This window comes from Chitinophaga sp. CCNWYY40 (genome assembly GCF_037483205.1).
Lineage (GTDB): Bacteria > Bacteroidota > Bacteroidia > Chitinophagales > Chitinophagaceae > Chitinophaga > Chitinophaga ginsengisegetis.
Genome location: NZ_JBBHLF010000004.1, coordinates 149,113 through 163,315, shown reverse-complemented (window position 1 = coordinate 163,315; position 14,203 = coordinate 149,113). Strand labels below are relative to the sequence as shown.

General features: G+C 46.4%; 13 protein-coding genes, 1 tRNA gene and 1 riboswitch. Of the genes, 10 read left to right on the top strand and 4 right to left on the bottom strand.

Annotated features, from left to right (window positions below; genetic code table 11):
- Positions 1–147 precede the first annotated feature (147 nt).
- From V7S65_RS15580 to V7S65_RS15560, 5 genes are all read left to right on the top strand, one after another.
- Positions 148–555: a single-stranded DNA-binding protein gene (locus tag V7S65_RS15580; RefSeq protein ID WP_079468985.1), complete on the top strand. Its 408-nt coding sequence runs from the start codon at positions 148–150 to the stop codon at positions 553–555.
- Between the two features lie 111 nt (positions 556–666).
- Positions 667–738, top strand: a tRNA-Met gene (locus V7S65_RS15575).
- 113 nt (positions 739–851) lie between these two features.
- Positions 852–1,721, top strand: a complete 870-nt coding sequence (gene era / locus V7S65_RS15570; RefSeq protein ID WP_336387200.1) for a GTPase Era — start codon at positions 852–854, stop codon at positions 1,719–1,721.
- A 57-nt stretch (positions 1,722–1,778) separates the two neighbouring features.
- On the top strand, positions 1,779–3,092 hold the full coding sequence (gene der, locus V7S65_RS15565) for a ribosome biogenesis GTPase Der (protein ID WP_079468983.1): 1,314 nt from the start codon (positions 1,779–1,781) through the stop codon (positions 3,090–3,092).
- Between the two features lie 89 nt (positions 3,093–3,181).
- Positions 3,182–3,400, top strand: coding sequence for a hypothetical protein (locus tag V7S65_RS15560; protein ID WP_079468982.1), 219 nt, complete (start codon positions 3,182–3,184; stop codon positions 3,398–3,400).
- A gap of 95 nt (positions 3,401–3,495) precedes the next feature.
- Here the strand turns inward: V7S65_RS15560 and V7S65_RS15555 are convergent, their stop codons facing one another.
- Both V7S65_RS15555 and topA read right to left on the bottom strand, forming a co-directional pair.
- Positions 3,496–4,368 carry a transglutaminase-like domain-containing protein gene (locus V7S65_RS15555; RefSeq protein ID WP_079468981.1) on the bottom strand — a complete coding sequence of 291 codons (873 nt, stop codon included), beginning with the start codon at positions 4,366–4,368 and terminating at the stop codon, positions 3,496–3,498.
- A gap of 127 nt (positions 4,369–4,495) precedes the next feature.
- On the bottom strand, positions 4,496–6,847 hold the full coding sequence (gene topA, locus V7S65_RS15550; RefSeq protein WP_079468980.1) for a type I DNA topoisomerase: 2,352 nt from the start codon (positions 6,845–6,847) through the stop codon (positions 4,496–4,498).
- 226 nt (positions 6,848–7,073) lie between these two features.
- On the opposite strand from topA, the gene V7S65_RS15545 reads away from it, so the two are divergent.
- The 4 genes from V7S65_RS15545 to V7S65_RS15530 are packed head-to-tail and all read left to right on the top strand — an operon-like array spanning position 7,074 to position 9,931.
- Complete coding sequence (locus V7S65_RS15545; protein ID WP_079468979.1) at positions 7,074–7,838, top strand: Rossmann-like and DUF2520 domain-containing protein; 765 nt, start codon at positions 7,074–7,076, stop codon at positions 7,836–7,838.
- A gap of 43 nt (positions 7,839–7,881) precedes the next feature.
- The gene (locus tag V7S65_RS15540; protein WP_079470014.1) at positions 7,882–8,403 is read left to right on the top strand and encodes a KdsC family phosphatase; all 522 of its coding nucleotides are present in this window, start codon (positions 7,882–7,884) and stop codon (positions 8,401–8,403) included.
- A gap of 14 nt (positions 8,404–8,417) precedes the next feature.
- Positions 8,418–9,359 (top strand): geranylgeranylglycerol-phosphate geranylgeranyltransferase, encoded by a 942-nt coding sequence (locus tag V7S65_RS15535; RefSeq protein ID WP_111579459.1) that lies wholly within the window; start codon positions 8,418–8,420, stop codon positions 9,357–9,359.
- 2 nt (positions 9,360–9,361) lie between these two features.
- A complete protein-coding gene (locus tag V7S65_RS15530) occupies positions 9,362–9,931 on the top strand; it encodes a Maf family protein (protein ID WP_079468977.1) in 570 nt (189 codons plus the stop codon).
- Positions 9,932–9,994: 63 nt separating this feature from the next.
- Here V7S65_RS15530 and V7S65_RS15525 read toward each other — a convergent pair whose 3' ends face one another.
- The gene (locus V7S65_RS15525; protein WP_111579460.1) at positions 9,995–11,176 is read right to left on the bottom strand and encodes a homoserine dehydrogenase; all 1,182 of its coding nucleotides are present in this window, start codon (positions 11,174–11,176) and stop codon (positions 9,995–9,997) included.
- Positions 11,177–11,273: 97 nt separating this feature from the next.
- Complete coding sequence (locus tag V7S65_RS15520; RefSeq protein WP_079468975.1) at positions 11,274–12,452, bottom strand: trans-sulfuration enzyme family protein; 1,179 nt, start codon at positions 12,450–12,452, stop codon at positions 11,274–11,276.
- A 185-nt stretch (positions 12,453–12,637) separates the two neighbouring features.
- Positions 12,638–12,757, bottom strand: a riboswitch (SAM riboswitch).
- A gap of 127 nt (positions 12,758–12,884) precedes the next feature.
- Here V7S65_RS15520 and V7S65_RS15515 point away from each other — a divergent pair.
- Positions 12,885–14,168 (top strand): DUF2851 family protein, encoded by a 1,284-nt coding sequence (locus V7S65_RS15515; RefSeq protein WP_336387199.1) that lies wholly within the window; start codon positions 12,885–12,887, stop codon positions 14,166–14,168.
- The last annotated feature ends 35 nt before the right edge of the window (positions 14,169–14,203 follow it).

Sequence of the window (14,203 nt, the reverse complement as noted above, 5' to 3'; positions counted from 1 at the left end):
CCCATGTGTTGTGTTAATGCAAAGGTATACTTGTATCTATAATAAATCAGAAATTATTTTTTGGGAGAAGGAAAAAGGTGTAATTTTCAGAGATACTTCTCTCAGTCATCTTTTATAAATTTTTAATCATTTAAATCTTTATTTCTGATGATGAAACTTCAGTTTATCGGGCATCTTGGCCGCGATGTAGTGAAAAAAGAAGTCAACGGCGCCACTGTTTTCAATTTTCCGGTAGCGGTAAATGAGCGTTTTAAAAACGCGCAGGGCATACTGGAAGAAAGAACCACCTGGGTGGATTGCTCGCTCTGGGACAAGGCCAATGTAGCTCCTTATTTAACGCAGGGTGTAATGGTGTACGTAGAAGGCGCTCCAAAACTGGAGGCTTATGTGAGTACCGCTACCGGTGCGTTATGCGGGGCCATCAGGCTCCGGGTGTTTTCGCTGCAGTTACTCAGCCGTAAGGATGAGGAAAAGCGGAAGACACCGGTTGCTGAAATGACCGTACCCGAGGCAGAGCCCGTTCAGGAGCAGCCCGCTGACGATCTTCCATTCTAACAATGTATGAAGCATTCCAATATGAAAGCCAACCAGTTACGGTTGGCTTTTTGTGTTTCTTTTAAAAAAGATTTGGAGTGGATTGAAATATTTGTATCTTTGCACCCTCATTGCGAGGTAGAGCAGAGGTAGCTCGTCGGGCTCATAACCCGAAGGTCAGTGGTTCGAATCCGCTCCTCGCTACAAAATAGGACTGAGGAGTCCATAAAAAAGATTAAGAGCCGAAGAAATTCGGCTTTTTTTATTTCGGTAAGTTTGAGTTGTGAAAGCAACATCACCAGGTTTTAAATGTCATCATGCATAAGGCAGGTTTTGTAAATATTTTTGGTAAGCCCAATGCGGGAAAAAGCACGTTGCTGAACGCCATTATCGGCGAGAAGCTGGCTATTATTTCCCCCAAAGTGCAAACCACGCGGCACCGTATTACAGGCGTATTAACGGATCCTGCGTATCAGATCGTTTTTTCTGACACGCCGGGTATCATTGATCCCAAATACAAGCTGCACGAGAAAATGATGGGTGCGGTTAAATCGGCCCTCGAAGATGCGGATGTGGCTTTGCTGATCATGGATTCGAAAGATTCTATGGAAGAAAACCTGGAATTGTTTGATTCACTGAAACTGAAAGTACCGATTGTTCTTATCCTTAATAAAATGGATAATATCCTCAAAGAGGATATGGAAGTTTTAGTAGAACGCGTCAAAGCCTGGGGCAAGGCAGCAGCGGTAGTACCGGTATCTGCCATGCAGAAGAAGGGTATTAAGGAGTTGCTGGCTGAAATAATAAAGCTGCTGCCTGATGGCAACCCGTTCTACCCGGATGATACACTAACGGATAAGTCTACACGCTTTTTAGTAGCAGAAATGATCCGTGAAAAAGTATTCCAGCTGTTTGAAGAAGAGATTCCTTATCACACCACGGTAATTGTTACACAATTCCAGGAGAAGGAAACACTGACGAAGATCACTGCTGAAATCATCGTAACCCGCGACACCCAGAAAGGAATTATCCTCGGTGAAAAGGGCAAATCCATCCGCGAGCTGGGAACATTAGCCCGGCAGGAGATAGAGAAATTTATTGAGCGGAAAGTATTCCTGGAACTGTTTGTGAAGGTACGCGGCAAATGGCGCGACAACGACACTTTCCTGAAGGAATACGGATATTAATCATTGAAAAATTCCTGGATGTATTATCCAGGTTAGTACGACAAAATATAATAAAAAATGGCAGGATTTACAGTAGCTATAGTGGGTCGCCCCAACGTAGGCAAGTCAACGTTGTTCAATCGTTTACTGGAACAACGGAAGGCCATCGTGGATGACCAGAGCGGTGTAACCCGCGATCGTCAATACGGTATTGCCGACTGGAACGGCAAAACCTTCAACGTAATCGATACTGGCGGATTTGTAACCAACAGTGATGATGTATTTGAGCGGGAGATTCGCAAGCAGGCAAAAGTGGCAATGGAAGAGGCCAATGTAATCATCTTCATGTGTGATGTAACCACCGGTATTACCGACCTGGATGCAGACGTGGCAAATATCCTGCGTCGTACTTCCAAACCGGTTTTCCTGGTAGTAAATAAAGTAGATAACAGTCAGCGTCAGCTGGAAGCCACAGAATTTTACAGTATGGGCTTCGATCATATCCACTTCCTTTCTTCCATGACCGGTAGCGGTACCGGCGAATTGCTCGACGACGTGGTAAGCTTTATTACCCCGGAGATGGAAGACGCAAGACTGGATACAGATATTCCTAAAATAGCGATCATTGGTCAGCCTAACGTAGGGAAATCATCCCTGCTGAATGCATTGGTAGGCGTAGAGCGTAATATCGTTTCCGATATTGCCGGTACTACCCGCGATACCATTCACACCCGCTATAATATGTTCCAGAAAGATTTCATGCTGATTGATACCGCAGGTATCCGTCGTAAAACAAAGGTGCATGAAGACCTGGAATTTTATTCCGTGATCCGGGCCATCAAGGCGGTAGATGAATCTGATGTAGTAATGCTGTTGCTGGATGCTGAAAAAGGTATCACTGCACAGGATCTCAGCATTTTCAGTCTCGCTGCCCGTAAAGGCAAAGGCGTAGTGGTACTGGTGAACAAATGGGACCTTGTGGAAAAAGGCACCAACACCGCGAGGGATTATGAAAAAACGCTGAAAGAGCGACTGGCGCCATTCTCTGATGTGCCCATCATCTTCACTTCCGTAACTGAAAAGCAGCGTATTTTCAAGGCTATTGAAACAGCGCTCGATGTATACGAAAACCGTAAACGCCGGATCCAGACTTCCGTACTGAATGATGTGTTGCTGAAAGCGATTGAAGCATATCACCCACCGGTGGTAAGGGGTATTCCTATCCGTATCAAGTACGTAACGCAGATTCCTACGCATACGCCGGCATTTGCCTTTTTCTGTAACCTCCCGGATGATGTGAAAACACCATACCGTAACTACCTGGAGAACCAGATCCGTACGAAATTTAATTTCACGGGTGTGCCTTTGAAAATCTTCTTCAGAAAAAAATAAATACTTACCGGAAAAAAGGAGTGCAGATTTTGTATTTTATAATTTTTGCATACCTTTGCGGCGGTTTTAAAAATAAAACAACCTAAAAAATGAAAAAATTATTCGTATTCGCTGTTGCCGCTGGCATGTTCTTCGTTGCTTGTAACGGTGGTAGCACTCCTGCTACTGATTCTGTTGCAACTGCACCAGTAGACACTATGAACGCTGCTCCAGTAGCAACTGCTCCAGTTGATTCTGCTGCTCACGTTGATTCTGCTGCTGTAACTGCTCCAGTTGATTCTGCTGCTGCTGCAACTCCAGCTAAGTAAGAGATTATTATAACAATAATATCTTTTCTTGCAAGAAATTAAAAAGCCCATCGCTTATGCGGTGGGCTTTTTAGTGATGTATACCGGTAACAGGATTAATCTTCGAGTATGCTTGCCAGGTTGATCAGCTCATCCTGTTTGTAAGCGTCTTTGTCGTCCCGGAAGCATTTGGATAATTCTTCCAGTAAGAACTGCACAATGCGTTTGTTGGATTGTGGTTTGAAGTAAGAAGGCACCGGTGGCACGGATACTCTTTTCAGATAGGTATCCACATCCTGCTGGGTGTAGATCTGGCCCTGTATGGGATCTATAAAGAAGAGGATCCGGTGGTCGTCAGGTTCTACCGGGGTGGAAAAATCAATGTAGCTGTCGAAATACGCCAGGATAAACTGCCGGGGGATATTCACCGCATACACCGGTAAATCCAGCATGGCGCACAGGCTCTGATAGATGATCCCATTAGTAACGGGGTTACCTTTTTTGGATTCTATCACCTGGTTAATAAAAAATTGATTTTTACGCTGGTAGGAAACTTCTTCTCCTTTGAGGCCAAAGTAGTTATAGATCATGCTGTTCAGCACATTGATCTGTTCCAGTGGTGTAAGATAATTGTTGAGTTCCAGCCAGATATTACGTTTGATCCGGTCTATTTCCGCGATGATCTGTGCATCCATGAGATCGGGAAACTGGTACCGGGCGGCCAGTATGGCGCCCTGCATCAGGTCCTGTGTTTCTGAAAGTCCCCATACACGTAACGCCGCCTGCAAATCCTGGTAATGTACCCGGTGAATGAGCAGTTCTATCCTTTCCTGAATAGCCTCGTCAATTGTATTCTCCCACAAATTCTCCAGGTTCGGAATGATATCTTTACCGTACAGTAATATTTTACTGGCAACCGTATCAAATACCTCCAGATCCGGATCATCCAACAGGTGGAACAAAGCGTTTATTTCTCTGTTTTCGTTCATACCATTATTATGATCATGTGGTAATCATTAAATAATGTGATCCTGTCGGCAAATTAAATAATAAGCATACCCTTCACACTGCAGTTATTATCATTGCCCCATTTTTCAGCATATTCTTACCACAGTGTTATTCAGCTTTCTTCTTTCTGGGAGGCGCCTTTTTCTTCGGTGGATTGGCTTTAACGTCTTCAATGATCGCTTTGGCATCTTCCACTGTTAAATCAGCTGCGTTATCTATTTTCTCCTTTGGTATCTTATAGTTCTTCAGGCCTTGCTTAATATAAGGACCATATGGGCCCTTCAGGATCTGAATTTTCTCTTTTTCAAATATCTTAATGGTCCGTTCGTCTTTGGCAGTGCGTTTCTCCGCAATCAGCGGCGCTACTTCATCCAGTTCCACGGTGTAAGGGTCCATTTCCTTTTTCAGGGAATAAAACTTCTTATCGTGCTGTGCATAAGGACCAAAACGGCCAATGTTTACAATTACGTCGGAGTCCTCAAACTGCCCCAGATTACGAGGCAATTTAAACAATTCCATCGCTTCATCCATCGTGATGGTTTCGATACTTTGTGTGGACTTTAATTTGGCAAAGCGTGGCTTTTCCTCATCTTCCACACTGCCTATCTGGATCATCGGGCCATAGCGGCCCATACGGGCTACGATTGGCTTACCGCTGGCGGCATCGGTACCCAGCGGGCGTTCTCCTTTTACACGTTCTGCATTTTCCAGGGTGTTTTCCACATCTTTGTGGAAAGGAGAATAAAATTCGCTGATCATCGTGTTCCACACCTTCTTACCGCTGGCAATTTCATCAAATTCCCCTTCAATTTTGGCGGTAAAGCCGTAGTCCATTACATTATTAAAATACTGGTTCAGGAAGTCGGTTACAATCATTCCCAGATCGGTAGGGAATAATTTTGATTTTTCCGCGCCGGTATTTTCTGCATCGGTTTGTTTAGTGATCTTATCTGCCTTGAGGGTCAGGATACGGAAATCTCTTTTTATTCCTTCCTTATCTCTTTTTTCTACATAATTACGCTTCTGGATAGTGGTAATAGTAGGTGCGTAGGTAGATGGACGGCCAATGCCCAGTTCTTCCAGTTTCTTTACCAGGCTGGCTTCCGTGTAACGTGGAGCCGGGCGGGAGAACCTTTCGGTGGCTTTCATTTCTTTCAGGTCCAGCGATTGTTTTACTGCCAGTGGCGGTAAGGAGCCTTCCTGTTCTTCTTCTGTTTCATCCTCATCGTCGTGGCTCTCCATATATACTTTCAGGAAGCCGTCGAATTTCAGTACTTCCCCGCTGGCGCTCAGCTCTTCGTGGTTGGTAGAGATATCGATTTTGGCGGTGGTTTTTTCCAGTTCCGCATCCGCCATCTGGCTGGCGATGGTACGTTTCCAGATCAGTTCGTACAGTTTGCGGGTATCGCTGTCATCTACCGTGGTGTTTTCCATGTAGGTAGGACGGATGGCCTCATGCGCTTCCTGTGCGGACTCATTTTTATTTTTGAATTTCCGGTGTTGATGGTATTTGTCACCGAAACTGGTTTTAATTGCTTTTTCAATTTCACTGATGGCGGTATCCGACAGGTTTACGGAGTCCGTACGCATGTAGGTGATATTACCGCTTTCATACAGCTTCTGGGCCAGCAACATGGTTTTGGAAACGCTGTAGCCTAATTTGCGGCTGGCTTCCTGTTGCAGGGTGGAAGTGGTAAAAGGCGCTGCGGGCGATTTTTTACCTGGTTTAACCTGTATGTCTTTTACGGTATAGGCAGCTCCAACGCATTGTTCCAGGAATTTCTCCGCATCTTCCGCGGTTTTGAATTTACCGGGGCCATCTGCCTTGAAAGAAATGCTTTTACCATTTATATCCTTACCGGTGAAATAGGCTTCCACTTTAAAGGTGCTCACTGAAGTAAAGGTATTGATCTCTCTTTCCCTTTCTACGATCAGTCGTACTGCCACGGATTGTACGCGGCCGGCGGACAGGGAGTTGCGCATACTCATTTTGCGCCACAGTACCGGGGAGATTTCAAAACCTACGATGCGATCCAGGATACGGCGGGCCTGCTGTGCGTTTACACGGTCCATATCCAGTTTGCGTGGATGCTGTACTGCGTTTTCTATAGCCGGCTTGGTGATTTCATGGAAAACAATACGTTTGGTCGTTTTAGGGTCCAGGTTCAACACCTCACACAGATGCCAGGAAATGGCCTCCCCTTCACGGTCCTCATCCGTTGCCAGCCATACCTCATCGGTATCCTTCGCCAGCTTCTTCAGCTCTTTCACCACCTTTTCCTTATCTTCCGGGATCACATACTTAGGCTTGAAGTTATTTTCAATGTCTATCCCCATGTCATCCTTCTCCAGGTCACGTATGTGACCGAAGCAGGACCTGACTTCGAAGTCTTTGCCCAATATTTTTTCTATGGTCTTGGCTTTCGCCGGGGACTCAACTATAACTAAATTTTTTGCCATGTATGCTTCTTTATTGTGCTGCTAAATACGCAAAATTCTGTAAAATAATTACTTCAATGAATTCCGCAATAATATAAAAGTACCTTCAAATTAAAAAATAAGGCCACTTTTAAACGTTAAAATACGTTGTAATGTAATGAAAAAAACGGGGACCCGCTAAAACACGTATATTAGAAACCACGAATCAGATGGATACCGGCGGTTTGTTATTTTAAAATTAATTATAATGGATGTAGTTATCGTTGGCACTGGCAATGTTGCGCATTGTTTCGGACACCTCTTAAAAATTCATGGTCACCAGGTAAAACAGGTGCTGAGCCGGAACAAGGAACACGCCAGGGAACTGGGAGAAATGCTCCACGCAGGTTATACAGATGATCTGCAGGATATAAATATGGACGCAGATGTGTACCTGCTCGCGGTAAGTGATGCTGCCATCCCCGAACTGAACGACCAGCTGCGCTTAGGAAAGCGTATGGTGGCGCATACAGCAGGGGCTGTACCCCTGGCAGCTATCTCCCGGATATCGTCTAATACCGGCGTGGTATACCCCTTACAATCGATCCGTAAGGAGGTGAAGAGCTATCCGCCTATCCCGGTGATGCTGGAAGCCAGCAACGATGAAGTGCTGCGGCGGCTGCAATCGCTGGCCCAGAGCATTTCCGGCAGCGTTACCATTACTACTTCGGAACAGCGGCTGAAATATCACCTCACGGCTGTATTGTGTAATAATTTTACCAATCACCTGATTGCGCAGGCAAAGGCGTATTGTGAAAAAGAGCAGCTTGACTTTAATTTACTGCAACCTATTATAAAGGAAACTTTCGACCGGCTGGAAAAATTTGCACCGGAGTCGGTACAAACCGGTCCGGCGCTGCGCCAGGATGAAACCACCATGAGCCTCCACCGCGAATTGCTGGCCGGTGATCCCTATCTGCAACTGGTTTACCAGGTGATGTCTGACGCCATTTACCAGTTCCATAATAAATAGAGAATAAGCGATTGTTAATGCGTAATTGGCTATTTTTGGCCCCATGAACGTATTGGCTTTATTTAAATCTATCACCACCTTTGTGCTGGACGTGGATGGTGTACTCACCGATGGCACCCTGCAATTGCTGCCGGGTGGCGAAATGTCCCGCAGAATGAACATTAAGGATGGTTATGCTTTACAGCTGGCGGTAAAAAAGGGTTATCGTGTGGTGATCATCTCCGGAGGAAAATCAGAAAGTGTGGTGAGCAGGTTACAGGGACTTGGTATAAAAGATATCTTCACCGGTGTACACGATAAGCAGGAGAAGCTGCAGGATTATGTTTTTGAAAATGATCTTCGCTGGGAAGAGATATTATATATGGGAGATGATATCCCGGATTATCTGCCTATGCAACTGGTGGCTTTGCCCACCTGCCCCGCAGATGCGGCGGCTGAAATAAAAAGTATTTCCAGGTACGTGTCCCCATTGCCCGGAGGCCACGGCTGCGTGAGGGAAGTCATGGAAAAAGTATTGAAACTGAACGGACATTGGTTAATGGATGAAGGAATAGCATCGAAATAATAAAAGAGAAAACTATGAAGCTCTGGGCTGCATTTTTTAAACTGATCAGGTACCCGAATCTGATATATATTGGCCTCACCCAGTTTTTACTGCAATATTGCGTAGTAGAGCCGGTTTTACGCAGCTCCGGCGAAGAGCCGTCACTGCCGGTTCCCCAATTTATTTTACTGAGCCTGTCTACCGTACTGGTGGCTGCTGCCGGCTATATTATCAACGACTATTTTGATATCAACATAGACATTGTTAATAAGCCGGATAAAATGGTGCTGGACAAAATTATCAGCCGCCGCTGGGCAATGGCCTGGCACACCATGCTTAACCTGGCCGGCGTGTCGCTGGGTTTCCTGGTAGCATGGAAAACAGGACAGTTTTACCTCGGCTTCACCCAGGTGATCTGTTCCCTGCTACTCTGGTTTTATTCTACTTCTTTTAAAAGACAGGTGCTGATCGGAAATGTGGTTATTTCGTTACTAACTGCCCTGGCAGTAGTGGTGGTAGGATTTTATGAAAAACAGATCTATCATAGTTTTGAAGCTATCATGTCGCCCACCGGCAGAAAGCTGATCCAGATCATCGGGGTGTATGCGCTGTTTGCGTTCCTCATTTCTATGGTCAGGGAAATTGTGAAAGACCTGGAAGATATGATGGGCGACAGCAAAGACGGATGCCGCACCCTGCCCATTGCCTGGGGAGTGCTGGCCGCCAAACGTTTTTGTAATGCGCTGCTGCTGGCGCTGATCATTATTATTCTCCTGGTGGAGATCCGCGTATGGATCCTGGGCTGGTATGTTGCTATCGGTTATTTACTGCTGTTTGTACAGGTGCCCTGCGTATATATTTACCTGGTGCTAAAAAAAGCAAACCTCCCGGAACATTATCACAGGGTGAGTTCCCTGGTAAAGGTGATTATGCTCACCGGTATTTTATCCATGATATTTTTTAAACTTTATTTATAAAGATGTATAACCGCGCACCCGTTATCCTGGCCTCGCAGTCGCCGCGCAGAAAGCAGCTGCTGGAGCAGGCCGGCATCCCTTTCCAGGTGAAGGTGGTAGAAACCGCAGAAACTTTTCCTCCCGAACTGGCCATACCGGATATTCCTGTTCATATTGCGCGTCAGAAAGCGGCCGCTGTGCAGGAGCTGTGTGAAGCCGGCGATATTATCATTGCTGCCGATACGGTAGTGGTACTGGATAACAATATTATCGGCAAGCCCAAAGACCGTGAAGACGCCATTGACATTTTATCACGCCTCAGCGGACGTGAACATCGTGTAGTCACCGGCGTTATAATCCAGCAGGGGGAAAAGGAAGTTGCTTTTTCCAAAACAACGGCTGTACATTTCAAGGCGTTAACTACCGGTCAGATCACTTTTTACGTGGATAAGTACAAACCTTTTGATAAAGCCGGCGCTTATGCGATCCAGGAATGGATCGGCGCTGTGGGTATAGACAGTATTAACGGTTGCTTCTATAATGTAATGGGGCTGCCCGTAAGCAGGGTAGTGGAAGAACTGGAAAATTTTTAAGCAACAGGAACGGCGCAGGGAACTGCGCCGTTTTCATGATTGGTTTTTGCTTATTACATTTCTTTATTCCAATACGAGAATATTCACATCTTTATTTTTCAGCCAGCCGGCTTCTCTCAGTTTCTGTAAGTTGATAGTACCTACCACATAACGCCATTCAGTAGATTCATATTTTTCAGAGATATTAAAGAACTCTGCCAGATCTACCTGGTCGGGTGTTTTGTAGCGCAGGTATACTTTCAGTTTTACATCATTGGTAAAGCTGGGCTGATTGTTTTGTTTGATCTTTTTGTACTCGTAGCGGTAGTTGTATAACAGGGCAGAGATATCGGATAATACAGCGCTGCCTGTAGCAGTGCCGCCGGCGCCTTTACCTACAAAGAACTGTTTATCGGTGAATGCGCTTTCCAGCAGGATGCCATTGTATTCGTTATACACATCGTAGAGCAGGTTGTGTTCCTTAATGAGATGCGGCAATACGTATGCAAATACGTGACCGTTCTGACGGCGGCATTGTGCAATCAGTTTGATGGTACAGTTTCTTTGTTTGGCAAACTGTATATCAAAATCATTGAGGTGATGAATCCCGAAGTTGAATACTTCTTCCGGTTTCACAAAGGTGCCGAATGCGTGCAGCAGCAGGATCACTATTTTGAATTTCGGGTCATATCCTTCGATGTCGAGTGTAGGATCTGTTTCCGCGAAACCCAGGTCCTGGGCCTGTTGCAGGGCAGTGGCAAAGCTGAGGTTCTCTTCAAATATTTTAGTAAGAATATAATTCGTAGATCCGTTACAGATACCTTCTACGGCATTGAGCAGGTCGTTGTCATAATATTCTTCCAGGTTGCGGATAATGGGAATACTCGCACAGCTGGACGCTTCATACAGGAATGGCACTTTGTTTTCTGCCTGCAGCTGGTAGAGTGCGGGCAGGTTTTCAGCGATCATACGTTTGCTGGCGCTTACTACGGCTTTGCCGTTGCGGAGCGCTTTGCTCACTATTTCAAAAGCTGCTTCAGTGTCATTGATCAGTTCTACTACTACGTCAATGGTAGGATCTTCGAGGATTTCATTTTTATCTGTCGTAAAGTAACTGCTATCGATAGGTCTTGATTTATTAGGGTCTTTAATACAGATTTTTTTGATCCGTGCATTAATACCTTTTGTTCTGTTCAAAACTTCATAGAGTCCTTGTCCTACGACGCCGAATCCGAAAATGCCTAAATTGATGATCTTGTTTTCCATACTTTTTTTTGAGCTTTCAGCCGTAGTAGTCAGTCTTTCGCTGTGCAGAGATGATCAGGTTCTGAACATTGAAAGGGATGTGCTAACCGCCAGCGGCTTATTGTAAAACAGTAATTTGCTTGCCGGCCGGATGGTTTAATTTATCCAGCGCCTGTTTCAGGTCGTTGATCAGGTCATCGGCATCTTCGATGCCTACTGATAAACGGATGCAGGAGTCCTGCAGACCTGTTTTTCTCCGGAATTCTTCCGGAATGGTACGATGCGTCATGGTGGCTGGATGGGCCAGCATGCTTTTCACGCCGCCAAAGCTTTCTGCCAGTTTAAATAATTTGGTGGCGTTTACGATACGGATCGCATTTTTGATATTGTCGCTTTTCAGGGAAAAGCTCACCAGTGCGCCGTAATTTTTTTGTTGTTTACGGGCAATGTGATGATTTTTATGTGTGGCCAGTCCGGGATAAAACACTTTATCCACCGCGGGATGTGCGGCCAGCCAGTTGGCGATGGCATTGGCGTTGCTGCATTGTTTTTCCAGGCGCAGGTATAATGTTTCAATACCGCGTATGGTGAGCCATGCTTCAAACGGGCTGAGGATACTACCGGAAATATTCTGGTTATACCGGATCTGGTCTGCCAGTGTTTTTGAGTTTACTACTACGAGGCCGGCAATCACATCACAGTGTCCTGCGAGGTATTTGGAAGCGCTGTGGATCACCAGGTCGGCGCCCAGCGTTAACGGCTGTTGCAGTAATGGTGTGCTGAAGGTATTGTCTACCGCCAGCAGGATATTATGTTGTTTAGCGATTTTGCTGATAGATTTGATATCAGAAACGCGTAAAGTAGGATTGGTAGGAGATTCCAGCCAGATGATTTTTGTATTGGGCGTAATGGCGGCCAATACTTTATCGAGGTTGCTGGTATCTACAAAATTTACTTTGATGCCAAAGCGTTCAAACATGTGGTTAAAGATCTGGAAGATGCCACCGTAGGTGTCTTCCACGGCCATGATTTCATCGCCGGTCTTTAACAGCTTCAGCACCGCATCTATGGCCGACATGCCGCTGGCAAACGCAAATCCGGCAAACCCTTCTTCCAGGTTGCAGATGAGGTCTTCCAGCACTTTTCTCGTGGGATTGTTTGCCCGCGAAAACTCAAAGCCTTTATTGATGCCGGGTGATTCCTGCACGAAAGTGGACGTTTGATAGATAGGCACAGAAATGGCGCCTGTCAGTTCGTCTACCGGTATGCTATGAATCAGTTGTGTAGCTGTTTTCATGTTATAAATTATTTTTAATGATGTTCAATGTGCACAATTGCCAACTGCAACGATATCATTAAAGATCAACTTAAACAACAACAAATCCATGAAAGGGGTGGGGAGGGGGCATAAAAAAAGCTCTCCCGATTGTTGGAAGAGCTCCTTTAGAAAGTTATATATATCTGTGAAGTATTATCTCTGCCAACTTATCTTTCCCCGATTTGCACCGGGGCAGGAATTAGCACCTTTTTCCTGATTGTAATAATCAGGAAAGGTTGCTAAGGCATCGCAGGGCCAAGTCCCTCCGCCTTTCTGGATAAGTGATGTGTAAGAACTGGCGCAAAGGTAATATCACTTTGAGCAGATTTCCAAATTGGAGTTGGAATTTATTTATTAATCGATGTTTTATTACCTTTGGATGATATTATTTTGTACCCAACCATATCTCTTATGTTTGTTAACCCGTTGCTCTCAGAAGAGCTGTTCCAGCACATCTGGGCATTCCGGCTATTTAAGCAGGATCATCTAACCACTACCGGCGGAGAATCAGTACAGGTACTGTTTCCCGGTATTCACAACCACAATGGCGGGCCGGATTTTTCGGCCGCAAAAATCAGGATCGGGGCTACCCTGTGGGTAGGCCAGGTGGAGCTGCACCTGCGTACATCCGACTGGTTCCGGCATGGACACCAGCACAATCCCCAATACGGGCGTATCATCCTGCACGTGGTGTTTGTTCACGACATGCCCGCCGTCGGGATCAGGGAGGCGCCCTGCCTGGAACTGCAGCAGCATATTCCCAAGCTGCTCCTGCAGCGGTATGAGGAGCTGCGGCAGTTGGCGCCCTTTGTACCGTGTGCGCCGCATGCTTCCCAGGTGCCGTCGCTTATCTGGCTCAGCTGGAAAGAGCGGTTGCTGGCGGAGCGCTGGGAACGTAAGATCGGCAGCCTGCGGGCCTGGCTGCAGCACAACCGTTACAACTGGGAAGAAGTGTGTTACTGGGCAGTGGCGCAAAGTTATGGTACGCCCGTAAATGCCCTGCCGTTCCTGCAGGTGGCACAGTCGCTGCCCTATAAAATGCTGATGCGGTACCGGCACCTGCTGCTCCAGCTGGAGGCCCTGTTGTTTGGTCAGGCCGGGATGCTGGAAGCGCCCCAAACAGACGGATATGCGTTACAGTTACAGGATGTTTACGGGCACCTGCAACATAAGTTCCGGCTAAGCCCTATGGCCGGTCATCAATGGAACTGGTTGCGGATGCGGCCCGCCGCCTTCCCTACCATGCGGCTGGCTACTTTCGCCGCGTTGTTGCAGCAATCCCCTCACCTGTTTTCCCGGATACTGGACGCCCCCGACGTAACGGCGCTGGAACAGCTGTTCTTCGTACAGCCATCGGCGTACTGGCATACACATTACCGCTTCGGGCATCCCGTAAACCGTACGCAGCGGCCCGGGAAACAGGCCATACAGGGTATCCTGATCAACACTGTGTTACCTTTGCTGTTCCTGTACGGACAGGATAAGAATGGGAAATATTACCAGGAAAAAGCGTTGCATTTCCTGCAGCAGCTGCCGCCGGAAAAGAACCACATCACCAGCAGCTGGAGCCAATTGGGTATTACGCAGGAAAGCGCGATGGAATCACAGGCATTATTGCAGCTGAAGCAGCACTACTGCGATGAGAAAAAGTGCCTGCATTGCGCGATAGGAGTGAAGATTATCGCGGGCACCTGAGCAGGGAGAGCGCAGCGGATTTTGTCTTCTTAAAA